Annotated in this window: 22 protein-coding genes and 2 tRNA genes; 13 read left to right on the top strand and 11 right to left on the bottom strand. The window is 65.8% G+C overall.

The annotated features are described in order from the left end of the window. Positions 1–162 precede the first annotated feature (162 nt). The 7 genes from E3O18_RS04525 (at position 163) to pknB (ending at position 9041) form a co-directional block, all read left to right on the top strand. Complete coding sequence (locus E3O18_RS04525) at positions 163–912, top strand: DUF3662 and FHA domain-containing protein (protein WP_134394340.1); 750 nt, start codon at positions 163–165, stop codon at positions 910–912. Continuing rightward, entirely contained in the window at positions 909–1493 is a 585-nt protein-coding gene (locus tag E3O18_RS04520; RefSeq protein WP_134394341.1) for an FHA domain-containing protein, read from the top strand. Before E3O18_RS04525 ends, E3O18_RS04520 begins: the two co-directional genes overlap by 4 nt. A gap of 4 nt (positions 1494–1497) precedes the next feature. Further along, on the top strand, positions 1498–2727 hold the full coding sequence (locus E3O18_RS04515) for a PP2C family serine/threonine-protein phosphatase (protein ID WP_134394342.1): 1230 nt from the start codon (positions 1498–1500) through the stop codon (positions 2725–2727). After that, the gene (locus tag E3O18_RS04510; protein ID WP_134394343.1) at positions 2711–4117 is read left to right on the top strand and encodes an FtsW/RodA/SpoVE family cell cycle protein; all 1407 of its coding nucleotides are present in this window, start codon (positions 2711–2713) and stop codon (positions 4115–4117) included. The genes E3O18_RS04515 and E3O18_RS04510 overlap by 17 nt, the downstream gene beginning before the upstream one ends. Beyond that, entirely contained in the window at positions 4117–5568 is a 1452-nt protein-coding gene (locus E3O18_RS04505; RefSeq protein WP_134417608.1) for a penicillin-binding protein 2, read from the top strand. Before E3O18_RS04510 ends, E3O18_RS04505 begins: the two co-directional genes overlap by 1 nt. After that, entirely contained in the window at positions 5565–7268 is a 1704-nt protein-coding gene (locus E3O18_RS04500; RefSeq protein ID WP_134417607.1) for a serine/threonine-protein kinase, read from the top strand. Before E3O18_RS04505 ends, E3O18_RS04500 begins: the two co-directional genes overlap by 4 nt. Positions 7269–7331: 63 nt before the next feature. Further along, entirely contained in the window at positions 7332–9041 is a 1710-nt protein-coding gene (pknB, locus tag E3O18_RS04495; protein WP_134394346.1) for a Stk1 family PASTA domain-containing Ser/Thr kinase, read from the top strand. A gap of 24 nt (positions 9042–9065) precedes the next feature. Here pknB and E3O18_RS04490 read toward each other — a convergent pair whose 3' ends face one another. The 3 genes from E3O18_RS04490 to E3O18_RS04485 are packed head-to-tail and all read right to left on the bottom strand — an operon-like array spanning position 9066 to position 10699. Then, positions 9066–9704, bottom strand: coding sequence for a gamma-glutamyl-gamma-aminobutyrate hydrolase family protein (locus E3O18_RS04490; protein WP_134394347.1), 639 nt, complete (start codon positions 9702–9704; stop codon positions 9066–9068). Beyond that, positions 9701–9862: a hypothetical protein gene (locus tag E3O18_RS16040; RefSeq protein WP_166784535.1), complete on the bottom strand. Its 162-nt coding sequence runs from the start codon at positions 9860–9862 to the stop codon at positions 9701–9703. The genes E3O18_RS04490 and E3O18_RS16040 overlap by 4 nt, the downstream gene beginning before the upstream one ends. A gap of 9 nt (positions 9863–9871) precedes the next feature. Beyond that, entirely contained in the window at positions 9872–10699 is an 828-nt protein-coding gene (locus tag E3O18_RS04485; protein ID WP_134394348.1) for a class E sortase, read from the bottom strand. 83 nt (positions 10700–10782) lie between these two features. On the opposite strand from E3O18_RS04485, the gene E3O18_RS04480 reads away from it, so the two are divergent. The 5 genes from E3O18_RS04480 (at position 10783) to E3O18_RS04460 (ending at position 15041) form a co-directional block, all read left to right on the top strand. After that, entirely contained in the window at positions 10783–11028 is a 246-nt protein-coding gene (locus E3O18_RS04480) for a cell division protein CrgA (protein ID WP_104100630.1), read from the top strand. A 270-nt stretch (positions 11029–11298) separates the two neighbouring features. Continuing rightward, the gene (locus E3O18_RS04475; RefSeq protein ID WP_134394349.1) at positions 11299–11793 is read left to right on the top strand and encodes a DNA starvation/stationary phase protection protein; all 495 of its coding nucleotides are present in this window, start codon (positions 11299–11301) and stop codon (positions 11791–11793) included. Positions 11794–11869: 76 nt separating this feature from the next. Continuing rightward, on the top strand, positions 11870–12946 hold the full coding sequence (locus E3O18_RS04470; protein ID WP_134398535.1) for an acyl-CoA dehydrogenase: 1077 nt from the start codon (positions 11870–11872) through the stop codon (positions 12944–12946). Next, positions 12940–14325 carry a bifunctional PIG-L family deacetylase/class I SAM-dependent methyltransferase gene (locus E3O18_RS04465; RefSeq protein ID WP_134417606.1) on the top strand — a complete coding sequence of 462 codons (1386 nt, stop codon included), beginning with the start codon at positions 12940–12942 and terminating at the stop codon, positions 14323–14325. The genes E3O18_RS04470 and E3O18_RS04465 overlap by 7 nt, the downstream gene beginning before the upstream one ends. Beyond that, entirely contained in the window at positions 14322–15041 is a 720-nt protein-coding gene (locus E3O18_RS04460) for a glycosyltransferase family A protein (protein ID WP_134394352.1), read from the top strand. The genes E3O18_RS04465 and E3O18_RS04460 overlap by 4 nt, the downstream gene beginning before the upstream one ends. 182 nt (positions 15042–15223) lie before the next feature. Here E3O18_RS04460 and E3O18_RS04455 read toward each other — a convergent pair whose 3' ends face one another. Together E3O18_RS04455 and E3O18_RS04450 are read right to left on the bottom strand one after the other, a co-directional pair. Continuing rightward, positions 15224–15910 (bottom strand): rhomboid family intramembrane serine protease, encoded by a 687-nt coding sequence (locus E3O18_RS04455; protein WP_241973443.1) that lies wholly within the window; start codon positions 15908–15910, stop codon positions 15224–15226. 156 nt (positions 15911–16066) lie between these two features. Beyond that, positions 16067–16606, bottom strand: a complete 540-nt coding sequence (locus tag E3O18_RS04450) for a peptidylprolyl isomerase (protein WP_134364746.1) — start codon at positions 16604–16606, stop codon at positions 16067–16069. Between the two features lie 125 nt (positions 16607–16731). On the opposite strand from E3O18_RS04450, the gene E3O18_RS04445 reads away from it, so the two are divergent. Then, positions 16732–17271, top strand: coding sequence for a hypothetical protein (locus tag E3O18_RS04445; protein ID WP_134394354.1), 540 nt, complete (start codon positions 16732–16734; stop codon positions 17269–17271). Between the two features lie 78 nt (positions 17272–17349). On the opposite strand, the gene E3O18_RS04440 is transcribed toward E3O18_RS04445, so the two are convergent. The 6 genes from E3O18_RS04440 to gyrB all read right to left on the bottom strand — a co-directional run bounded on the left by E3O18_RS04440 (position 17350) and on the right by gyrB (position 23050). Beyond that, complete coding sequence (locus E3O18_RS04440; protein ID WP_134417604.1) at positions 17350–17679, bottom strand: hypothetical protein; 330 nt, start codon at positions 17677–17679, stop codon at positions 17350–17352. 108 nt (positions 17680–17787) lie between these two features. Continuing rightward, positions 17788–17860: transfer RNA gene (locus E3O18_RS04435), tRNA-Ala, on the bottom strand. Positions 17861–17907: 47 nt separating this feature from the next. Beyond that, positions 17908–17981 (bottom strand) — tRNA-Ile (locus E3O18_RS04430). An 84-nt stretch (positions 17982–18065) separates the two neighbouring features. After that, complete coding sequence (locus E3O18_RS04425) at positions 18066–18473, bottom strand: DUF3566 domain-containing protein (protein ID WP_134394356.1); 408 nt, start codon at positions 18471–18473, stop codon at positions 18066–18068. Next, entirely contained in the window at positions 18466–21009 is a 2544-nt protein-coding gene (gene gyrA / locus E3O18_RS04420) for a DNA gyrase subunit A (RefSeq protein WP_241973445.1), read from the bottom strand. Before gyrA ends, E3O18_RS04425 begins: the two co-directional genes overlap by 8 nt. Before the next feature lie 64 nt (positions 21010–21073). Next, positions 21074–23050 (bottom strand): DNA topoisomerase (ATP-hydrolyzing) subunit B, encoded by a 1977-nt coding sequence (gene gyrB / locus E3O18_RS04415; RefSeq protein WP_134394358.1) that lies wholly within the window; start codon positions 23048–23050, stop codon positions 21074–21076. Positions 23051–23055: the final 5 nt, after the last annotated feature.

Raw genomic sequence — 23055 nt, 5'->3', positions numbered from 1 at the left:
GGCGTGGCGAACATCCTGAACACGCGCCCGATAGGGGCCCGACATGGCGACCCGGACTGGCTCCCGTAGGATGACAACCCTCACCGGGTATTGCCCGGCGGGTGAGTTAACACTTGGGACAAGTAACATGCTCATAGCCGAAAGGATCGGATCGGGAGACCTGTGGGCATTCTGGATAGTTTTGAAAAGGGTCTCGAACGCGCCGTCAACGGTGCGTTCGCCAAGACCTTCAGGTCGGGGCTGCAGCCGGTGGAAATCACCTCAGCGCTGCGTCGCGAACTCGACACAAAAGCAGCGGTCGTGTCCCGCGATCGCATTCTCGCGCCCAATCGCTTCACGGTGCGAATGAGCCATGCCGACTTCCAGCGCATGTCCGCCCTCGGCCAGACCCTCCTCGACGAGCTCACCGAACTCGTGCAGCTGCACGGCCGCGAGCAGCGTTACCAGTTCGCCGGCGGCGTCTCGATCACCCTGTCCGCGGATCGCGGCCTCAGTGAGGGCATGGTCCAAATCGACTCCAGCACGATCAAGGGCAGCGTCGCCTGGATCCCCGTGGTCGAGGTCAACGGCAAGCGCTACCCCCTGACGCAGTCGCACACCGTCATCGGCCGCGGCAGCGACGCCGACATCACCATCGACGACTCCGGCACCTCCCGCCGGCATGTCGAGATCCTCTGGGACGGCTCCCGTGCCCAGGTGCGCGACCTCGGCTCGACAAACGGCTCCCAGCTCAACGGTTCACCGGTCACGCAGGCCATCCTCGAGCCCGATTCCGTCGTCACCATCGGCCGCACCCGCATCGTCTTCCGGGTCATCGCGCAGGCATCCTCTTCCGAGCCGGTGACCGAGCGTCGCCGCGACGGCGGCCGCGAACGTCACGACATGGATGGATTCTGGGGACCCACCGCATGAGCGTCAGCGAGCTCACCCTGCTTGTGCTGCGCCTCGGCTTCCTGCTGGTGCTCTGGCTCTTCATCTTCGGCATCGTCTATGCCCTGCGCAGCGACCTGTTCGGCCAGCGCGCCCGCAAGATGCAGGCAGATGTCGCTGGCGCAGCCGGCGCGCCCGCCACGTTCCCGAGCGCCACGCCCGTGCCGAGCGCCACCCAGCCTCCCGCCACCGCGGCCTCTGCGCCGACGGAGCAGTTCACGGCTCGGCCGAGCCCGGCGTTCACCGCCGTGGACGACAAGGCCACCAGCCAGAACGCGACCCGCCTCGTGATCACCTCCGGCCCGAAGGCCGGCACCGAATTCCCGCTCACCGGCGACTCGATCACGATCGGGCGGTCGGGCGACTCGAGCCTCGTCATCCGTGACGACTACACGTCCACCCACCACGCGCGTCTGATGCTCTGGCACGACAAGTGGATGATCCAGGATCTCGATTCGACCAACGGCACCTTCCTGGACGGCAACCGCTTGGCCGTGCCGACTCCGGTCCCCCTGAACACCACCGTCAAGATCGGCGCAACCAGCTTCGAGCTTCGGCGGTAGCTGCATGGCGACAGTCAGTCACAGCGCGGCCACGTCCCACGTTGGAAAGATTCGGTCCAACAACCAGGACTCCGGATATTCCGGGCGCCATCTCTTCCTGGTTGCCGACGGCATGGGCGGGCACGCCGGCGGCGACGTCGCTTCGGCGATCGCCACCAAACGCATCATGGAAGCTGACCGGGACTTCCAGTCCCCGCAAGACGCCGAGTTCGCCCTGCAGGCGGCGTTGATCGCCGCGAATTCACAGCTCGCCGAGACCGTGTTCGAGCACGCCGAACTCACCGGCATGGGCACCACCGTCAGCGCGCTGATCGTGCTGGAAGACGAGGTGGCGATCGCGCACATCGGTGACTCGCGCATCTACCTGCTCCGCGAGGGCGAACTTTCCCAGATCACGATCGACCACACCTTCGTGCAGAGGCTCGTCGACAGCGGCCGCATCACCGAGGCGGAAGCCATGGTGCATCCGCGCCGCTCTGTGCTCATGCGCGTGCTGGGCGACGTCGAATCGGCGCCGGAGATCGACACCTCCATCCTTGCGACCTTCCCCGGTGACCGCTGGCTGATCTGCTCCGACGGGCTCAGCGGCGTGGTCTCTAATTCGGGCATCGCCGCGGCCCTGCTCACCCCTCTTGACGCCCAGGGCGTGGCCGATCGCCTGGTCAAGGAAAGCCTCGACGGCGGAGCCCCTGACAACGTCACCATCGTCGTCGTCGACATCGGCTCACCCGCCGAACGCATCGACATGCCCACCGTGGTCGGGTCGGCATCCGCTCCCCTCGCCTTCGGCGAGGAGCCCACCCGCGGCCGGGCGCTGCGCATGTCGAGCTTGCGCCTACACCCCGTGCGGGAGACGCACTTCGAGCCTGACTCCCAGGACTATCTCTCGGAGCTGATCGAGGAAGACAATCGCCGCGCCCGCCGCCGCAAGATCACCTGGCTGGTCGGCATCATCCTGCTGGTCCTGGCCATCGTCGGCGCCGGCTTCCTCGGCTACCGGTGGACCCAGTCCCGTTACTACGTGGGGGTGGAAGGCAGCACGGTCGCCATCTTCCAGGGCGTGCAGCAGGACCTCGGCCCTCTCTCCCTGTCCTCCGTCTTCGAGGACACCGACCTGGAGCTGTCCGAACTGCGGGTCTACGACCGGCAGCAGGTCGAAAAAACCATCAGCGCAACCTCCCTTGCGGATGCGTTGCTTATCGTCGAACGGCTCCAAGATGCCAGCGTCCAGTAACCGGTCCACGACGACGGATGCGCCCGCGCGCCCGCCCCGCACGGGTCGCGTGCGCCGACTGCACCTGCCCCAGAAGCTGCGCAACCTCGAGTTGGTCCTGCTGCTCATCGCCTGCGGCATCAACGCGGCCACCGTCGTGCTCGTGCAGCTCGGCGCGCTCGGCCGAATCGACACGACACTGGTGCTGCTCGGCGCCGGCCTGTCGGTGCTGGTTCTGGCCATGCACGTGGTGCTGCGCGTCGTGGCCCGGGAGGCCGACCCGTTCATCCTGCCCATCGCCACCCTGCTCAACGGCCTCGGCATCGCCATGATCTATCGCATCGACCTGGCCAACGACGAGTCCGGCTGGGCCAGCGCCTCCGTGCGCCAGACCGTGTGGAGCGCCCTGGCCATCGGCTGCGCGATCGCGGTCATCCTGATCATCCGCAACCACCGGGTGCTGTTCCGCTACACCTACATCGCCGGGTTCGTCGGTGTGGCACTGTTGCTGCTCCCACTCGTGCCCGGCCTCGGCCGCGAGGTCAGCGGGGCGCGCGTCTGGATCGGCGTCGGATCCTTCGCCACCTTCCAGCCGGGCGAGATTGCGAAGATCGCCCTGGCCGTCTTCTTCGCCGGCTACCTCGTGCGCAACCGCGACAGCCTCTCCATGGTGGGCAAGAAATTTCTTGGCATGCGTTTCCCGCGCCTGCGCGACCTCGGCCCGATCCTTGTCGTCTGGGCGCTGTCCATGTCCGTGATCATCTTCCAGCGCGACCTCGGAACCGCCCTGCTCTACTTCGGTCTATTCCTGGTCATGCTCTACCTGGCCACCGGGCGCCTCAGCTGGGTGCTGCTGGGCATGTCCCTCTTCCTCGGCGGTGCCCTCATCGCCAGCCAGACCTTGGACTACGTCAACGGCCGGTTCCAGAACTGGCTCGACGCCCTCAACCCGGATGTCTACGCGGCCGACGGCGGCAGCTACCAGCTGGTGCAGGGGCTCTTCGGTCTCGCCAAAGGCGGGCTCATCGGCACGGGCCTGGGCCAGGGCCGTCCAGAGATCACCCCCGTCCCCCAGAGCGACTACATCATCGCCAGCCTCGGTGAGGAACTCGGCCTGGCCGGCATCTTCGCGATCCTCGCGCTCTACCTGCTCCTCGTCGCGCGCGGCTTCCGCATCGGCTTCGCCGGCAATGACGACTTCGGCAAGCTGCTCGGCGTGGGTCTCTCCTTCGTCATCGCCCTGCAGTGCTTCATCGTGATCGGCGGCGTCACCCGCGTGATTCCCCTCACTGGTCTCACCACACCCTTCCTCGCCGCCGGCGGGTCCTCCCTCGTCGCCAACTGGATCATTGTGGCTCTGCTCCTGCGCCTGTCCGACACTGTGCGCAACCAACCCAGGCTGGTGGTCTGATGAATCGTGAACTCAAACGAGTGAGCATCGTGGTCCTGCTTATGTTCGTGGCCCTGCTCGTCTCCACGACGATCGTGCAGGTCTTCCAGGCAGACAGCCTGTCCGCGGATGCCCGCAACACCCGCACGCTCTACGACAGCTACTCCGTCGAACGCGGTCCGATCCTCGTCGCGGGCGAGCCGATCGCCCAGTCGATGCCCGCCGACGATGAATACAAGTTTCAGCGCACCTACAGCAATGGGCCGCTCTACGCCCCGATCACCGGGTTCATTCCGCTCAACGGTACGCCCACCGGGCTGGAGCACTCCCTTAACGGCGAACTCAGCGGAACGTCGGACGCCCAGTTCTTCGACAAGATGAACGCCCTGATCACCGGCCAGAACCCCAAGGGGGCTTCTGTGGAGGTCACAATCGACCCGGTCGCGCAGCAGGCCGCCTGGGATGCCCTCGGCGACCTCACCGGCTCCGTCGTCGTCTCCGAGCCGGCGACCGGTCGCATCCTCGCCCTGGTCTCCAAGCCCAGCTACGATCCGAACCTGCTCACCGTGCACGACAACCAGCAGGTCACCGACAATTATCAGTCGCTGCTGAACGACGACGGTAACCCGCTGCTCAGCCGCGCCACCAAGACTCTCAACCCACCCGGCTCGGTGTTCAAGCTGGTCGTGATGACGGCCGCCCTGGAATCGGGCAAGTTCACCCCGGAGAGCACCTTCCCGAACCCGCCCACGTACCAGCTGCCCGGCTCGTCGGCGATCGTCATCAACTCCGGCGGCGGCACCTGCGGCGGAGGGGACACCGTCACCCTCGCCACCGCCCTGCGTCTCTCCTGCAACATTCCGCTGGCCGAACTGGGTCTGCAGCTGGGCAACAAGGCCATTCGCGACACGGCCGAGAAGTTCGGCTTCAACAGCGACTATCCGATCCCCCTCGACGTGTCTCAGAGCGTGTACCCCACGGTTCTCGACGACGCCCAGACCGCACTTTCGGCCTTCGGCCAGACGGATGTCCGTGCGACGGCCCTGCAGATGGCGATGGTTTCAGCTGCGATCGCCAACGGCGGCCAGCTGATGACGCCCAACCTCGTCGACAAGGTGACCGCCCCGGACCTGAGTCCGATTCAGGTCTTCGAGCCGGAAGCGATGAAACGGGTGATGAGCGCCGAAACGGCGGCAACACTGAACCAAATGATGGTCAACGGAGTCCAGGATGGCGCCGCCAGCAATGCAAGAATAGACGGGGTCAAGGTGGCAGGAAAAACGGGCACGGCGGAGAACGCCGAGGACGAGCCTTACACCCTGTGGTTCACCGGATTCGCTCCTGCAGAGGATCCGAAATATGCGATCACCGTTCTCGTTGAAAATGGCGGGGGACTTGGCCAGACAGGGTACGGCAATCTGCTTGCCGCACCTATTGCAAAGGAAGTACTAGAGGCGGTGCTGAACAAATGAGACCCACATCAGGGCTCACCTTCGGGGGACGATACGAGCTGCAGTCCCGGATCGCCATTGGCGGGATGGGCGAGGTTTGGAAGTCGATCGACCTCGTAATCGGTCGCACGGTCGCCATCAAGATTCTCAAGGACGAGTACCACGGTGACCCTGGGTTCCTCGAGCGGTTCCGCGCCGAGGCCCGCCACGCCGCGCTCGTCAACCACGAAGGCATCGCCAACGTGTTCGACTACGGCGAAGAAGACGGTAGCGCCTTCCTTGTGATGGAACTCGTACCCGGGGAAGCACTGTCCACCATCCTCGAGCGCGAGCATGTCCTCCCAGCGGACAAGGTGCTGGACATCGTCTCCCAGACGGCCGCCGCGCTTCACGCCGCGCACGCCGCCGGACTCGTGCACCGCGACATCAAGCCGGGCAACCTGTTGATCACGCCCGAAGGCCGCGTCAAGATCACCGACTTCGGCATTGCCCGCATCGCCGACCAGGTGCCGCTCACCGCGACCGGCCAGGTCATGGGCACCGTGCAGTACCTCTCACCCGAGCAGGCGAGCGGCCGCTCCGCCTCGCCCACCACCGACATCTACTCGCTCGGCATCGTCGCTTACGAAAGCCTCGCCGGGCGCCGGCCGTTCACGGGCGAGTCCCAGGTCGCGATCGCAATGGCGCAGATCAATGAGACCGCCCCCGACCTGCCCGACACGGTGTCGGAGCCGGTGCGCAACCTGGTGATCTCCTGCCTGGCCAAGAACCCCGCGGACCGTCCGGCCTCGGCCGCGCACCTGTCCCGTGCCGCCGCAGCCCTCCGACGCGGCGACATCGCGGCCGCTGCGGCATCCGTGCCTGCCATCATGAACGGCGTCACGCCCACCTCCGCGACCATGTTGATGCCCGGCGCCGGCGGAATGCAGGCCACGACCGTGCTGCCCACCGGAGCGCCCGCGACGCGTGCCTCCGCGGCGGCGGAACCCGAAGAGAAGAAGCGCAGCCCGTGGACCTGGCCGCTGATCGGCCTGATCGCCCTGCTCGCGCTCGTACTCACCGGCACCCTGATCGCCCTGTTCACACAGGACAACACGACGCCGGTGGAGACGCCGACCACGTCGGCACCGGCATCGGTGACTCCGTCGCCGAGCAAAACGCCCACCCCTTCGGCGACCCCGGCGCCCACGCCGACCCCAACGAGCAACACCGTCGAGGTCAGTCTGGCCGACTACCAGGGACTGACCAGCACGGAGGCACGCGACAAGCTATCCGGGCTGGGCTTCGTAGCGGATGTCCAAACCGGCAACGCGGCCACCACCCCGGAGCAGATCGCCGACACCGTCTACGACGTGAACCCCACCGGCCCGGTGACGAAGGGTTCCACGATCACGGTCACGGTCTACGCCCCCGCCGTCACCCCCGACGACCCGACCGCGGCTCCCACCGTCGCCCCCGCCTCGGTCGCCGCCGGAGCAGAGGCCACGGTCACCTGGGCTGCACAGTCCTGCCCAAGCGGCCAGACCCTCTCCGGCTATGAGGTCGTGGCCGACGGCGACGCCGTCTCCCCCGGCCCGATCAGCCCGGACGCTACCTCTACGAAGATCACCGCGGGTCCCGACGCCGGCACCTTCACGGTCAAGTTCCGCTTCATCTGCGGCCAGGTCGCATCGGCCTACTCGGAGTCCAGTACACCCGTCACCGTCACCCCGGCGGCGTAGCGGAGGCTCAGGAAGGTACGGCTAAAATACGGTGATCTGTGTGCGCGAGCTGGGAGTAATGCTTTGACTGATGAAGGCCGTCTGCTCGCTGGTCGTTACCGGGTGGGTGCGCTCCTCGGGCGAGGTGGAATGTCCGATGTGCACATCGGCACCGATTCCCGGCTCGGCCGCACGGTCGCGATCAAGCTGCTCAAGTCATCGCTTGCCGCCGACCCGGCATTCCGCACCCGCTTCCGCCAGGAGGCGCAGGCGGCCGCCCGTATGGCTCACCCCACCATCGTGCGCGTCTTCGACGCGGGCGAGGAGTCTGTCTCCGAGATCGGCGGCCACGAATCGCAGATCCCGTTCATCGTGATGGAGTACGTCGACGGTCGACTGCTCAAGGACATCATCCGCGAGGGCCCGGTTCAGTCCGACGAGGCCGTTCGCATCATCGTCGGCGTTCTGACAGCCCTCGAGTACTCTCATCGCGCGGGCGTCGTGCACCGCGATATCAAACCCGGCAACATCATGATCACCAAGACCGGTCAGGTCAAGGTGATGGACTTCGGCATTGCGCGGGCCATCTCCGACTCCTCGACGACCGTGGCGCAGACCACGGCCATCCTCGGCACGGCCTCCTATTTCTCCCCCGAGCAGGCCAAGGGTGAATCGGTGGATGCCCGCACCGACCTCTACTCCACGGGCGTGGTCCTGTTCGAGATGCTCGCCGGCCGCCCGCCATTCCGCGGAGACTCCGCCGTGGCTGTCGCCTACCAGCACGTCAGCGAGACCCCGGTCGAACCGAGCTCGATCAACTCCCGGGTGTCCCCCGCGCTCGACGCCGTCGTGCTGCATTCCCTGGCGAAGGACCGTTTCGCGCGCTACCAGAGTGCCGTGGAGTTCCGCACCGACGTCGAGCTGGCTGGGTCAGGGCAGATTCCGGAGTACCCCACGTCCGATGACTCCAGCGGCGGGCTGTTCGCTGCTGCCCCGCTGGCGGCTTCCGGCTCCGAGCTCGCGCTCAAGCAGCTCACCGAAGACGAATCCATGGTGCGTACGCAGCGCCGCCCACCCGTGATCTGGATCTGGGCCGGTATCCTCAGCGTCGTCGTCATCGTGCTCTCCGTCATGATCTGGGCCTTCAGCCTCACGCCAAGCGTTGATCTGCCCGACAACTCGCGCCGGGTGCCGTCGCTCACCGGATTCAGCTATGAGAACGCCCAGAATTCGCTTCTGGACCAGGACCTGGCCGCAATCCGGGCCGAGGAGGCCAGCGCCACGGTGCCCAAGGACCAGGTGATCCGCACAGACCCTCCGGCAGGCACGATTGCCCAGCCGACCGACCTGATCGAGGTTTATGTCTCCACCGGCGCCCAGCCGGTCGACGTTCCGGATGTCACCAACCTGCCCCTCGCCGACGCTCAGACCGCGGTAACGGACCTCGGCCTCACCGCGGGGTCGGTCACTCGCGAGAACTCTCCGACCATCGCCGCCGGTCTGGTGCTCCGAACCGACCCAGTCGCCGCGACGACGGAAAAAACCGGCGTCACGGTCGATTTCATCGTCTCCAGCGGCCTCGTAGCCCTCCCCGACCTCGAGGGTCAGCTCCTGAGCGCGGCGATCGATATGCTCGCCGCAGCCGACGTGCAGTTGTTCCCCATCCCCACACCCGATGAGACCTGTCCCCAGCAGGATGGCTCGCCGGTGACCCAGCAGTCCCTGGCTCCGGGCGACGTGCCCCAGAAGTCCGAGGTCACGCTGGTCTACTGCACCGGCCCGGCTGCCGACTGAGTCCCGGCCCGGCGGCTGACCGCCTCAGCTGAACTTCAGAAGGGGAGTGAGGCCCTGGGCCGTCGTCCGGGCGCCGGGCAGTCCGGCCAGAGCCAGCCAGTTCGCCACCATCAGGTAGCCGCCCTCGGTCAGCACCGACTCGGGGTGGAACTGCACACCCAGAATAGGGGCACTCACGTGCCGGAGCCCCATGATCACGCCGCCCGCCGTGCGTGAGGTGACGATCAGGTCGCTCGGCACTGTGCCGTCGACGACGGCGAGCGAGTGATACCGCGTCGCCGTGAACGGCTGCGGCACCCCGGCGTAGAATTCGCTGCCGTCGTGCGTGATCAGGCTGGTCTTGCCGTGCATGAGCTCTTCGGCGTTGGTGACCGTGGCCCCGAAGGCCTCGGCAATCGCCTGGTGCCCCAGGCAGACGCCGAACAGGGGCTGGCCGGAATCGAGGGCGGCGCGCACGATCGGCACGGAGACGCCGGCGTCGGACGGCTTGCCGGGACCGGGTGAGATGAGCACGCCGTCAAATTCCGCGATGCGCGCCGCGGCCTCCTCCGGCGCGAAGGCATCGTTGCGCAGCACGACCGTTTCGGCTCCGAGCTCCATCAGGTAGCCGTTGAGCGTGTAGACGAAACTATCGTAGTTATCGATGACGAGGATGCGGGTCATGGGCTTCCCACCGTGACTTCCTGATTGTTGACAATGGAATCCACCCATGGGAACACCCAGGTGGCAAGGACGAACAACACGGCTGTGAGCAACACGAACACCAGCACGATCCGGAGCCAGACCGGTCCGGGCAGAACCCGCCAGAGAGCAGCGTACATTCGAGCCTCCTAGCCCTGGGCCTGGGCATTGATAACGGTCGCGACTTCGGCCGGCGGGCCGGCAGATGTCGGTTGCCACGCCTCGAAGACACCGTACGCGATGATGCGCTCGGCCGTGGAGAGCAGGGGATTGCAGCTCGTGAGAGTGATGAACCGATCGACGGGCGCCACATCCGGATTGTGCGGCACCGGCGCGATCACATCGACCGCGGTCGGGGCGACGTACTCGAGGTCGCGGAACCGGTAGGTGTAGTAGCCGTCGGCGGTCTGAACATAGATCGCATCGCCCAGCTGGAGTTCGTTGATCAGGTGCATGCCACCGCCGTTGGCACTGCGGTGCGCCGCCAGGGCGAAGTTGCCGACCTCACCGGGCATCTGGGTGTCGGGGTAGTGGCCGATCCCCGACCGGGAACTGTTGAGCACATTGTTGCCAATCCCCTCGGCGATGGACCGGTGATAGTTCGCCCCGAATCGCGGCACGTAAAGCACGGCGAAGGATTGGGCGCTGGGGGGAGCCTCACGGACGACCGGGTCGCCGAAGTCGGTCGGCGCCGACTCCCCCGGGGCGCTTGTCTGCGGGGAATCCGCGGCCTGATCGCGACTGGACCGCTCGTCGTCAATCCAGGTCTGGCTGATCTCGGCTGCCGCCTTCGACTGCTGACCGGCCATAATCATGTCATTCCACCAGAGTTGCCAGCCCAGGAATGCGAGCACCAGAATACCGGCCGTGGTGAGCAGCTCGCCGATGATTCCCACGGCACTGAGTCGCGGGCGACTCTTGTGGCGGGGGGCGTGGCGGGTCGCCTCTGCGGGAGGCTGATCTGCTCGCTCGGACATGGACTCAATTCTAATCGGGGAGGTGGGCCCTCTCTGCCGGGCGCCTGCCGGTCAATCCAGCCAAAGACGCTAGAATCGCAGGCATGTCACGCTCGAATCCCCGCAGCAAGCCCGCCCGCACCGAGGTCGCCCGCTCCGGCGAGGCCGGTCCGAACGCCGTGTGGTTCAAGCCGGTGATGTTCGGTTTCATGCTCATCGGGCTGGCCTGGATCATCGTCTTCTACGTGAGCCAGGGAACACTGCCCGTCGCTGGTTTCGGGTCGTGGAACATTCTGGTCGGTTTCGGGATCGCCTTCGTGGGCTTCCTGATGACCACCCGCTGGCGCTGATCCCGCCCTTATCCGGCCCGGTGGTCAAGCCTGTCGAGACCCCGTCCTGCACCCCCCGCGGCGGGATAATGACAACGGTGTAATTATCCCCATGTGGACAAACCTGTGGATAACTTTCCCGGCAGTCAAAACCGCGGCCGCGCCGCCCGCTGAAACCCGGCGCTGTGACTCACATCGTGCACCTGCTAGGGTGCTGTGTGAAACCAAGCGGGGGCACCGGCCGAGACGCGGTCGAGACGTGTTTTCGCTGTGTGAGAAGAGGCGTAACTCATGAAAGCATCAGCAGAACTCGGCTCCAACCTGCAGTCCGTCCTCGTCGACCTGATCGAGTTGCACGTGCAGGGCAAGCAGGCGCACTGGAGCGTCGTGGGCAAGAACTTCCGGGACCTGCACCTCCAGCTCGACGAGATCATCGACGATGCCCGGCTATTCTCCGACCAGCTGGCCGAGCGGATGCGCGCGCTCGACGCCCTGCCGGACGGCCGAAGCGAGACGGTCACGGCGACCACCCACTTGCCCAAGTTCCCCGCCGGAGAGGTAGACACCTCGGAGACCGTCGGCCTGGTCACCGACCGCCTCGACGCGGCGGTCGACAACATCCGTGCCGTCCACGACGCGGTCGACGAGGAAGACCCGACGAGCGCCGACATCCTGCACGGCTTCATCGAGAAGCTGGAACAGTACGCCTGGATGGTCAGCGCCGAGAACCGCACCCCGCGCAAGGCGCCGGCCAAGGCCCCGACCAGGCCAGCCGGCAAGGCCTGAGTCGGAAGCTGCGGCTCCTGCTTCACGCACCTGCACACCGACCCTGGTGTGGTCGGTACCAAACCAGGAGGTCGGTTTGACGAGGATCGAAAGTCCGGGCCCGGCCTGGCTGACCGTGCCCGGGGAACGCACGGCGGAGTCCAGCCTGCGCGACGCCGCAACGGCTGCCTTCGCCGTGAACGGAGACGCGGGGCGGGCCCTGGAACTGGCCCGCGCGCTCGGCGGCTCCGTTCCCCGACCAGGTTCAGGGCAGACGCTACGCCTGCTTGAAACCCTGGCGTCCCTGGCCGCCGCGGACCTCACGGCCGCGCGGGTGGCCGAGGCGCATCTGGACGCCCTCGCCATCCTCGACCAGGCCGCCCTGGATCCGGCCGGGCTCGTCGCAGGGGGCAGCCCGGAGCCGAGCTGGGGCGTCTTCGCCGCCGAGGCCGCGGGGTCTCGTGTCGAGGCGAGACCGGTCGGCGGCGCACGGTGGCGTCTCGACGGCACGAAACCCTGGTGCTCGCTCGCCGGCTCGCTCAGCCACGCCCTGGTCACGGCGAATACCGCGGCCACCACCCGGCGGCTGTTCGTGGTCGACCTGGCCGACCCCGGAATCACCGTCCGCACGGACGCCTGGGTGAGCCGAGGGCTCCCCGCCGTGCCGAGCGGCCCGGTCGAGTTCCGGGGCACTATGGCTCGGCCGGTCGGCGACGACGGCTGGTACCTCCGCAGACCGGGCTTCGCCTGGGGTGGGATCGGCGTCGCGGCCTGCTGGTGGGGTGGCGCCGTGGGTCTAGCCAGGCGGGTCTGGGAGTCCGTACTGGAGCGAGAGCCCGATCAGATCGCGCTCGCGTACCTGGGCGCCCTCGACCTCGCGCTGACCGCCGCCGGGACCACCCTGGCTGCCGCCGCGGCGGCGATCGACGCCGGGGACGCCGTCGGTGACCAGGGTGCACTCCTGGCAGCTCGGGTGCGCGGCCAGGTCGCGCGTACAGTCGACGAGGTGATCGCCCGCACGGGCCACGCGCTCGGCCCCGCGCCGCTCGCCTTCGACGCTCGGCACGCTGGGCGCATCGCCGATCTGCAGCTCTACGTTCGCCAGCACCACGCCGAACGGGACGACGCGGCGCTCGGCCGCCGACTACGGGACGCCGGGGTATCCCCGTGGTGAGCTTCAGTCACACGGATGCCGGCACGGCCGAAACCGTGTGGACGGCGGTACATGGTGATGCGGCCGGCGTGCAGGCACTGCGCATCGACGAATTGCGTCGACTCGTCGTGGTCGCGTCGCATCCCGACGACGAAACGCTCGGTGCCGGCGGGCTGATCGCCCGGGCCGGGCGGGCCGGAGTTCCGGTGACGGTTGTGGTGCTCACCAATGGTGAGGCCTCCCATCCCCGGTCGCGTACGCACGACCCCGGGCGGCTTGCGGCATTGCGCCGGGTTGAGGTGACGGCTGCCGTCACCGCCCTGGCGCCCACGGCCCTGGTGCGCCTGGTCGAGCTCCCCGATGGATCCCTCGCCGAGCGCCCGGAGGAGGTGTCCCGGGCGATTTCCGCCGAGCTCGGGGCTGGCGGGCCGGGAACCTGGTTGGTCGCCCCCTGGAGCCTGGACGGCCATCCTGACCATGCGGCGGCGGCCGAGGCCGCCCTCCGCGCGGCCCGCAGCCGAGGTGTCAGCCTCTTCGAATATCCGATTTGGGCCTGGCACTGGTCCACCCCGGGGGACCCGATCTGGTCGGATGGCGTGCTGCGAACCCTCGACCTGGCGCCCGAAGACCGTCGACGCAAATCTAGGGCAATGGCCTTGCACACCAGTCAGGTGCAGCCGCTGTCCGAGCTGCCCGGCGACGAAGCGATCATCCAGGCGGAATTCGGTGCGCACTTCGAACGCGCCTATGAGATTTTCGTCGAGATCGAAACTGAGAAAGAGTCGGGGAATAGAGAGAGTCTGGCCGGGAACTTCTTTGAGGAGTTCTACGCCGGGAACCGTGACCCGTGGGGTTTCGAAACTCGCTGGTACGAGGAGCGCAAGCGGTCACTGACCCTGTCGGCGCTGCCTCGGAAACGCTTCCGAGCGGCGCTGGAACTGGGCTGCTCGATCGGCATGCTGACGGCTGGTCTTGCCGACCGGTGCGACACTGTCGCCGCGGTCGACATCGCCGAGCAGCCGCTCCAGGTCGCCCGCGCCCGGCTGAGGTCACGCTCCGGCGTCACTTTCGCACGGCGCACCCTGCCAACCGAGTGGCCGGAGGGCACCTTCGATCTCATCGTGTTCTCCGAGGTCGGGTACTACTTCTCGGCGGAGGAATTGCGAGCGGTTCTCGGGCGATGCCGCGACAGCCTTGCTGCCGGTGGTGTGCTCGTGGCCTGCCACTGGCGGCATCCGGTGCCGGAGTATCCACTGACCGGCGACCAGGTGCACGCAGAACTCGGCAGGCTGGCCGGGTTCGAGCGCACGGTGGAGCACCGAGAACGCGACTTCCTGCTCGAGGTGTTCGAAGCCGCGCCGGCGCGCTCGGTAGCACAACGCGAGGGTCTGGTTCCGTGAGCTGCCGCGGAGCGATCGACAGAATCATCGTCGTGGTACCGGCCCGCAATGAGGAGGAGCTCCTGCCGAGATGCCTGGCGGCGTTGGCCGTGGCCGTCGAAGAGGTCGGCGGGGTGGCCGGTCAGGCTCCGCCGGTCATCGACGTCGTGGTCGTGCTCGACCGGTGCAGTGATGGTACAGCCGACGTCGCCTCGGAGTGGCCGATATTCGCGAGCATCGAGACGAACGGTGGCGCTGTCGGCGTTGCCCGCCGCGCCGGGGTGCGGCACCTTGTGCCGACCTCTGACCAGTTCACCTCGGCCACGTGGATCGCGACGACGGATGCCGACTCCGCTGTGCCGCCGAACTGGCTGACCGTTCAGCTCGCATTCGCCCGCAACTCCATCGATCTCGTCCTGGGAACCGTGGTTCCCGACGACGGGTTGTCCGACGGAAGCAGGGAGAGGTGGGACGCCCAGCACCGCCTGGTCGAGGGCCACACCTATGTTCACGGTGCGAACCTCGGAGTGCGCGCCGACCGGTACCTGCACGCCGGAGAATTCGCGTGCGTCGACGGGCACGAGGACGTGCGGCTGGTCTCCGCCCTGCGCAGTCTCAGGGTGAGCGAGATTCGCACCGAACTGATCCCCGTGCTTACCTCCGGTCGCCTCGCCGGGCGCACTCCAGAAGGATTCGCCGGCTATCTGCGTGATCAGGCGGCCGAAGCCACGCCCTAGGGGTTTGAGTCCTCATCGTTTGGTTGTGTCGCTCCCGGAAGGACACGGGTTGACACCCGTTCCTCAGCCCAAACGGGCCGCTAGCGCAAAATCTCCGTCGACGCGTCGGCATCGGGAACACCCTCCTCGGCCACCCTCCGCGAACCCGCACTGCCCAGGGCAATCGGGGCTCACTCGGCGAGTTAGGTCAGGAACATCGCACCGCTGAGCACCACCAGCAACGCCCCGAAAGCCGCTATCAGCACGGTCTGCAGCCGCTGCTGCTTGATGCGGCGGGTCTGCACGAAGATCAGCCCGACCACCGCCCCAGCGATCAGACCGCCCACGTGCGCCTGCCAGGCCACATTCAGCCCCGGTAGGAATCCGATCACCAGGTTGATGCCGACCAGGATCAAAAGCTGGGTCGCGTTGCCGCCCAGGCGCCGCTGGATGATCAGGAACGCGCCCATCAGGCCGAAGATGGCGCCGGAGGCGCCGACAACGGGAATCCGGGGGTCGGACAGGAACAGGACGCCCAGGGATCCGGCGAGGCCGCTCAGCACGTACAGGGCGAGGAAACGGCCACGACCGAGCATTCCCTCAAGGATCTGACCGAAGATCCAGAGCGTGTACATGTTCAGCAGTACGTGGAAGATGGAGCCGTGCACGAGCACGCTCGTCAATATGCGCCACGGCTCGAAGTTCCCGGGGGAGGAGTAGACGCCCGCGTACCAGAGAAGGCTGGTGAAACCATTACCCAGAATGAACTGCAGTAGGTACACCGCCAGTGTGACGCCGATGATCACTGTGGTCACCGGGTGCGAGGTGCTCTTCAGCCGGGTCAGGATGGCCGGCTTGGTGCGCGGGGCATTCCTGCGCTGCTCGTTCATGCACTCGGGGCAGATGACGCCGACGGCGCCCTGAGTTTGGCAGTCGGGGCAAATTGTGCGGCCGCAGCGCTGGCAAAGGATGTAACTCTGCCTGCCCGGATGCCGGTAGCAGAAGTTAGCGGCGGTTCCGGGCAGGCCTGTCATCGTAGGCGGAGCCTAGACCTGCTCGACGGTGACGCTCTCGATGACGACTTCGGTCTGCGGACGGTCGCGGCCGTCGGTGGGCACGGTCGCGAGCTTGGCGACGATTGCACGGGAGTCCTCGTCTTCGACGGCACCGAAGATGGTGTGCTTGCCCTGCAGCCAGGTCGTCGGAACGACGGTGATGAAGAACTGCGAGCCGTTGGTTCCGCGTCCGCCCTGGATACCGGCGTTCGCCATGGCGAGCACGTACGGCTGGGTGAAGTCGAGGTCCGGGTTGATTTCATCGTCGAACTGGTAGCCCGGTCCGCCGGTGCCCTGGCCGAGCGGGTCACCGGCCTGGATCATGAAGTCCTTGATGATGCGGTGGAAGACCGTACCGTCGTAGAGAGGTGCGTTGGAGGTTTGACCGGTGGCGGGGTGCTTCCACTCGATCTCGCCGGTTGCGAGACCGACGAAGTTCTTGACGGTCTTCGGCGCGTGATTGCCGAAGAGGTTGACCTTGATCGGTCCGAGGGTGGTATTGAGCGTTGCGACGGCAGTGTGCTTAGACATGAAGCCAATTCTTGCACAGCCGGATTGGTGGATTCCGATCGACACCGGCTCTACCCAGAGCCCTCCCAGACGATTGCGTGGCAAGATGGACAGTGTTCGCCACATGACATCGATGGAGGGTCCAGATGAGCCTGTCACGCAAGCGCCGCAAGGAACTTACTCGGCTGCGTAAGAGCGCAGACGAATTATGGAACAACCAGCAGGAAGTGCTCGAGCGTGCCAACGCCATTGCACGGGAGGCCAGCCGCCAGGCCGGCATCCTCACCCGTGAAGAAGTTGCTCCCCGCGTGCGTGAAAGCTACGAGCACCTTTTGCGCCCTGGAGTGCAGGCCACTCAGGATCTCGCTGAAGGCGTGCGCCATCAGGTCATCGACCGGGTGTTGCCCGGAATCGGCAGCGGAATCGGCACGGCCATCGGCTCGGTGATGAGCGTCGGAGACGTCGCCCGCGACGCCCGCGTTCGTGCGGCACTGAACCGCGTGCGGTTTCAGAAGCCTGTCGTGCTGGAGAACAAGGGTCCTGGCGCCGGCACCTACATCGCACTCGGGGTTGCCCTGGCCGCCGCCGCCGGCGTCGCCTACGCCGTCTGGCAGACCTTCCGCGCCGACGACGAGCTGTGGGTCGCAGAAGATGAGCCCGCCGTCGCCACGTCAGTCGAAGACTAGACCTCACCACTGCAACACCAAGGGAGGGCCCGCATCCAGTGGATGCGGGCCCTCCCCTTTTTCTTTCGGGTTACCGGGTCAGCCGATAAAAATCGTCGAGGCACCCTCGAGTTCTTCGAGCTGCGTCAAAAGCGACACGACGACACTCACGTCGATGACCACATTGAAGAGCGCGGCGACGATCGAGAGGATCAGCCCGATCTGCGCCAGCTCCCGGCGATTCGAGCGCCGCAGCGCGATAATGCCGAGCACAATCCCTACGCTGGCGAGCAATAGCCCGAGGACCGGGAGCCAGCAGGCGACGAAGGCCACAATGCCCATCCAGAGGGCCGGGATCGCGAGCCTGTCGGCCGTGGGCCGGGAGGGTAGCATTGCGGCCGCTAGTGCTGGGCGGTTGTTGGCTGACATGCGCCTCACCGTACCAAATCGCAGGCTGAAGCGGTGCGAAGGCGACTGAGGGTCAATAAATGAGGAACGCCCGGCCCCTCCAAAAAGGGGCCGAGCGTTCTTCTGTTGTGGAGCCACGGGGAATCGAACCCCGGACCTCCTGCTTGCAAAGCAGGCGCTCTACCAATTGAGCTATGGCCCCGCATGATCACGGGGATTGTATGCCGCAGTGTCGAAACTGTTCGTGCGTGGGGATACCGGGATTTGAACCTGGGACCTCTTCGTTATCAGCGAAGCGCTCTAACCAACTGAGCTATATCCCCCCAATGGGCAGGTTTGAGACTACCCGATGCAGCGGGATTCTCCCAATCGAGCCGCAAAGCGACCCGACCGGCAACATCCGACGACTAGTTGTTGGTGAATCCGACGAGCAAACCGCCGGTGATCTTCACGCTCAGGTTGTACAGAACCGCGTAGACGGCTCCCAGCGCGGTGATAACGACCGTGTTCAAGATGGCCACGACGAAGGCGAAGCCCATAACGTTCCCGATGGACAGAATGCTGGCCAGATCGGACGAAGCGCCGGCGATATCGGTGTACAGGTCGTCGACCTTGCCGAAGATGCCCGTTCCGTTCAAGATTGTGAAGATCAGGAACGTGGCCACGATCGTGACGATGCCCAGGCACAGAGCGATCAGGAAAGACAGTTTGACGGCCGACCAGAAATCCACGTAGACGAGCTTGAGCCGCACCTGCTTGGTCGCGGCCGGCTTGTGGCTGGATTTCTTGGCGAGCTTTTCAGCGACGCTACTCATTTACAGGTTCTTCCTCTCCCAAGGCGTTTTCCGGTTCGGCCGCAAGGATCTCGGCCACCAGATTGCGCTCGGTGTTTTTCGCTATGGCGATGATTCTGTCTTCATCCGCAAACTTAGCGAAAACAACGCCCATCGTGTCCCGTCCCTTGGCCGGGACTTCGGAGACGTCAGAGCGTACCACCTTGCCGCTGGCAAGTACCACGAGCACCTCGTCTTCCTCGTCGACGATCAGTGAACCCACCAGGTCGCCACGGTCGTCGTTGAGCTTGGCCACCTTGATGCCCAGGCCGCCTCGGTTTTGGAGGCGGTACTGGTCGGCCGCGGTGCGTTTGGCGTAGCCGCCCTCGGTCACGACGAACACATAGCCGTCGTCCGAGACCACGGATGCGTCCAGCAGGCTGTCCTCGCCGCGGAAGTGCATTCCGATGACGCCGGAGGTGCTGCGTCCCATCGGGCGCAACGCCTCATCCGACGCCGTGAACCGGATCGACATTCCCTTTTTGGAGACGAGCAGCAGGTCGGAGTCATTTTCGACCAGCAGGGCCGAGACGAGTTCGTCGCCCTCGCGCAGCTTGATCGCGATGATGCCGCCCGTGCGGTTCGTGTCGTATTCGCTCAGCTCGGTCTTCTTGATCAGGCCGTCGCGGGTCGCAAGCGTCAGGTACTGGGCCACGCCGTAGTCGCGAATGTCCAGGATCTGCGCGATCTCCTCACCCGGCTGCAGCGCGAGCAGGTTGGCGACGTGCTGGCCCTTCGCGTCCCGGCCGGATTCCTGCGCTTCGTAGGCCTTGGCCCGGTAGACGCGCCCGGTGTTCGTGAAGAACAGCAGCCAGTGGTGCGTGGTGGTGACGAAGAAGTGCTCGACCACGTCGTCCGCCCGCAGCTGGGCTCCCTTGACACCCTTGCCGCCGCGGTGCTGATTGCGGTAATTGTCACTGCGCGTGCGCTTGATATAGCCGCCGCGGGTAACCGTGACCACCATCTCCTCTTCGGGGATGAGGTCCTCGATCGACATATCACCGTCGAAGCCGAACATGATCTCGGTGCGCCGGTCGTCACCGAATTTGTCGGTGATCTCGGTGAGCTCATCGCTGATGATGGTGCGCTGACGCTCCGGGCTGGCCAAGATCGACTGGAACTCCACGATCTGCAGTTCCAATTCGGCAGCCTGATCGATGATCTTCTGTCGTTCCAGAGCAGCCAGGCGTCGCAGCTGCATGGTCAGGATCGCATCGGCCTGGAGCTTGTCCACGTCGAGCAGGTCCATCAGGCCGGTACGAGCGTCGTCGACGGTGGGGGAGCGACGGATGAGTGCGATCACCTCGTCGAGGGCGTCGAGGGCCTTGAGATAGCCGCGCAGGATGTGCGCATCCGCTTCGGCTTTCTTCAGGCGGAACTGGGTGCGCCGCACGATGACCTCGACCTGGTGCGCGACCCATGCGGAAATGAAGCCGTCGAGGGACAGGGTGCGCGGCACCCCGTCGACGATGGCCAACATGTTCGCGCCGAAGTTCTCCTGCAGCTGGGTGTGCTTGTAGAGGTTGTTCAGCACGACCTTCGCCACCGCGTCGCGCTTGAGAACGATCACAAGGCGCTGACCCGTGCGGCCACTGGTCTCGTCACGGATGTCGGCGATGCCGCCGATCTTGCCGTCCTTCACCAGATCGGCGATCTTGATCGCGAGGTTGTCCGGGTTGACCTGGTACGGCAGCTCGGTGATCACCAGACAGGTGCGACCCTGGAGCTCCTCGATGCTCACCACGGCACGCATGGTGATGGAACCACGGCCGGTGCGATAGGCATCCTGGATGCCCTTGATGCCAAGGATCTGAGCGCCGGTGGGGAAGTCGGGGCCCTTGATGCGCTGGATCAGCGCTTCGAGCAGTTCGTCGCGGGTCGCATCGGGGTTCTGCAGGTACCACAGGGCGCCGGCCGCCACCTCGCGCAGGTTGTGCGGCGGGATATTCGTGGCCATACCCACGGCGATGCCGACCGAGCCGTTGACCAGCAGGTTCGGGAAGCGGGAAGGCAGCACGGTGGGCTCGAGTGTGCGGCCGTCGTAGTTGTCCTGGAAGTCGACGGTGTCCTCGTCGATGTCGCGCACCATTTCGAGTGCGAGCGGGGCCATCTTCGTCTCGGTGTACCGTGGGGCTGCGGCGCCGTCGTTGCCGGGGGAGCCGAAGTTGCCCTGCCCGAGAGCCAGCGGATAACGAAGACTCCAAGGCTGCACGAGGCGCACGAGCGCGTCGTAGATCGAAGAGTCACCGTGGGGGTGAAACTGCCCCATCACGTCGCCCACCACGCGGGCGCACTTGGAGAACGCCTTGTCCGGACGGTAGCCGCCGTCGAACATGGCGTAGATGACGCGACGGTGCACGGGCTTCATGCCGTCGCGCACGTCGGGCAGCGCGCGTCCGACGATGACGCTCATCGCGTAGTCGAGGTAGGAGCGTTGCATTTCCAGCTGCAGGTCGACCTGATCGATCTTGCCGTGCTGCACGAGGTGCGCAGCCTTGGCCGCGGTGTCTGCCGCCAGGGACGCGGCGTCCGTGTCGGTCCCGTCGGGGCCCTCGCCCGAGATGCCGCCGGTGTTGGAGTGGTCAGATGTCAAGGAAACGCACGTCCTTCGCGTTTTTCTGGATGAAGTTACGGCGGGACTCGACGTCCTCGCCCATCAGGGTGGAGAAGATTTCGTCGGCGGCGGCAGCATCGTCGAGGGTGACCTGCAGCAGAGTGCGGGACTCGGGTGCCATCGTGGTTTCCCACAGCTCCTTGTAGTCCATCTCGCCCAGACCCTTGTAGCGCTGGATCCCGTTGTCCTTCGGAATGCGCTTGCCGGCCGCGGCGCCGTCTTCGAGGAGCGCGTCGCGCTCTCGGTCGGAGTAGACGTACTCGTGTGCCGAGTTCGCCCATTTGAGGCGGTACAACGGCGGCTGGGCCAGGTAGACATATCCGAGATCGATAAGGGGCCGCATATACCGGAAGAGCAATGTGAGCAGCAGGGTCGTGATGTGCTGGCCGTCAACGTCGGCGTCGGCCATCAAAACGATCTTGTGGTACCGCACCTTGTCGGGGTTGAATTCTTCGCCCATGCCGGCGCCGAAGGCCGTGATCATGGCCTGAACCTCGGCGTTGCCGAGGGCACGGTCGAGCCGGGCCTTCTCCACGTTCAGGATCTTGCCCCGCAGCGGAAGAATCGCCTGGAACTCGGGGTTGCGGCCCTGCACGGCGGATCCGCCGGCCGAGTCACCCTCCACGATGAAGATTTCAGAAAGCGATGGGTCCTTGCTCTGGCAATCCTTGAGCTTGCCGGGCATGCCGCCACCCTCGAGGAGGCCCTTGCGCCGGGCGGTCTCTCGCGCTTTACGGGCGGCCATCCGTGCGTTCGATGCTTGAAGCGCCTTGCGGATGATTTCCCGCGCCGGGTTGGGGTTGCGGTTGAACCAGTCGGACAGCTGGTCGTTGGCGACCTTCTGCACGAAGGACTTCGCCTCGGTGTTGCCCAGCTTGGTCTTCGTCTGTCCCTCGAACTGCGGTTCGGCGAGCTTGATCGAGACCACGGCGGTCAGGCCCTCGCGCACGTCGTCACCGGTGAGGTTGTCGTCTTTTTCCTTGAGGATGCCCTTTTCCCGGGCGTATTTGTTGACGAGGGTGGTGAGCGCGGCGCGGAAGCCCTCCTCGTGGGTACCGCCCTCGTGGGTGTTGATCGTGTTCGCGTAGGTGTGCACGCTCTCGGTGTACGCGGTCGTCCACTGCATGGCCACTTCAAGCGCCATCTTGCGTTCGTGATCTTCCCACTCGAACGAGATGATCTCGTCGTTGACCAGGTCGGCTTTCTTGGCCCGGTTAAGGTATTCGACGTAGTCGACAAGGCCGTTCTCGTACAGGAAGGTCTTGGTGACCGGCGTGCCCTCGTCGTCGAGGTTCTCCGGCCGCTCGTCGGTGAGCGTGAGGCTGAGTCCCTTATTCAGGAAGCCCATCTGCTGGAAGCGGGCCCGCAGGGTCTCAAAGTCGAAGACCGTGGTCTCAAAGGTCTCCGAACTCGGCCAGAACGTGATGGTGGTGCCGGTTGCCTCCGACGGCTCGTCCATGGTGAGGGGAGCGTTGGGCACGCCGTCGTGGAAGCTCTGGCGCCAGACGTGACCCTGGCGGCGTACCTCCACCTCGAGGCGGCTGGACAGCGCGTTGACAACCGAGCTGCCCACGCCGTGCAGACCGCCGGACACCGAGTACCCTCCGCCGCCGAACTTGCCTCCGGCGTGCAGAACGGTGAGCACGACCTCGACGGTCGATCGGCCCTCCGCCTTGTGAATGTCGACCGGGATTCCGCGGCCGTTGTCGGCGACGCGAACCGCGCCATCCGCCAGGATCTTAATGTCGATGGTGTCGCAATGACCAGCGAGGGCCTCGTCGACGGAGTTGTCCACGATCTCGTAGACGAGGTGGTGCAGGCCGCGAGGTCCAGTGGACCCGATATACATTCCGGGTCGTTTACGAACGGCTTCAAGCCCCTCGAGAACTTGGATATCGTCTGCGCCGTATCCGTGCTCCGGCTCGATCTGTGGGTCAACTGACATCTGTA

The sequence above is a fragment of the Cryobacterium sp. TMT2-42-4 genome, from assembly GCF_004402645.1.
GTDB classification, from domain to species: Bacteria; Actinomycetota; Actinomycetes; order Actinomycetales; family Microbacteriaceae; genus Cryobacterium; species Cryobacterium sandaracinum.
The sequence above is the reverse complement of the archived record's forward strand: the minus strand, read 5'-3'. Positions and strand labels throughout refer to the sequence as shown.

Bases quoted from the DNA above. Each gene is read 5' to 3' on its own strand.
- E3O18_RS04485 (WP_134394348.1), bottom strand. From the start codon at position 10,699: ATGTCCGAGCGAGCAGATCAGCCTCCCGCAGAGGCGACCCGCCACGCC.
- E3O18_RS04510 (WP_134394343.1), top strand. From the start codon at position 2,711: ATGCCAGCGTCCAGTAACCGGTCCACGACGACGGATGCGCCCGCGCGC.
- E3O18_RS04450 (WP_134364746.1), bottom strand. From the start codon at position 16,606: ATGTCTAAGCACACTGCCGTCGCAACGCTCAATACCACCCTCGGACCG.
- E3O18_RS04440 (WP_134417604.1), bottom strand. From the start codon at position 17,679: ATGTCAGCCAACAACCGCCCAGCACTAGCGGCCGCAATGCTACCCTCC.
- E3O18_RS04505 (WP_134417608.1), top strand. From the start codon at position 4,117: ATGAATCGTGAACTCAAACGAGTGAGCATCGTGGTCCTGCTTATGTTC.
- E3O18_RS16040 (WP_166784535.1), bottom strand. From the start codon at position 9,862: ATGTACGCTGCTCTCTGGCGGGTTCTGCCCGGACCGGTCTGGCTCCGG.
- E3O18_RS04515 (WP_134394342.1), top strand. From the start codon at position 1,498: ATGGCGACAGTCAGTCACAGCGCGGCCACGTCCCACGTTGGAAAGATT.
- E3O18_RS04520 (WP_134394341.1), top strand. From the start codon at position 909: ATGAGCGTCAGCGAGCTCACCCTGCTTGTGCTGCGCCTCGGCTTCCTG.
- E3O18_RS04480 (WP_104100630.1), top strand. From the start codon at position 10,783: ATGTCACGCTCGAATCCCCGCAGCAAGCCCGCCCGCACCGAGGTCGCC.
- E3O18_RS04490 (WP_134394347.1), bottom strand. From the start codon at position 9,704: ATGACCCGCATCCTCGTCATCGATAACTACGATAGTTTCGTCTACACG.
- E3O18_RS04455 (WP_241973443.1), bottom strand. From the start codon at position 15,910: ATGAACGAGCAGCGCAGGAATGCCCCGCGCACCAAGCCGGCCATCCTG.
- E3O18_RS04475 (WP_134394349.1), top strand. From the start codon at position 11,299: ATGAAAGCATCAGCAGAACTCGGCTCCAACCTGCAGTCCGTCCTCGTC.
- E3O18_RS04425 (WP_134394356.1), bottom strand. From the start codon at position 18,473: ATGAGTAGCGTCGCTGAAAAGCTCGCCAAGAAATCCAGCCACAAGCCG.
- E3O18_RS04500 (WP_134417607.1), top strand. From the start codon at position 5,565: ATGAGACCCACATCAGGGCTCACCTTCGGGGGACGATACGAGCTGCAG.
- E3O18_RS04445 (WP_134394354.1), top strand. From the start codon at position 16,732: ATGAGCCTGTCACGCAAGCGCCGCAAGGAACTTACTCGGCTGCGTAAG.
- gyrB (WP_134394358.1), bottom strand. From the start codon at position 23,050: ATGTCAGTTGACCCACAGATCGAGCCGGAGCACGGATACGGCGCAGAC.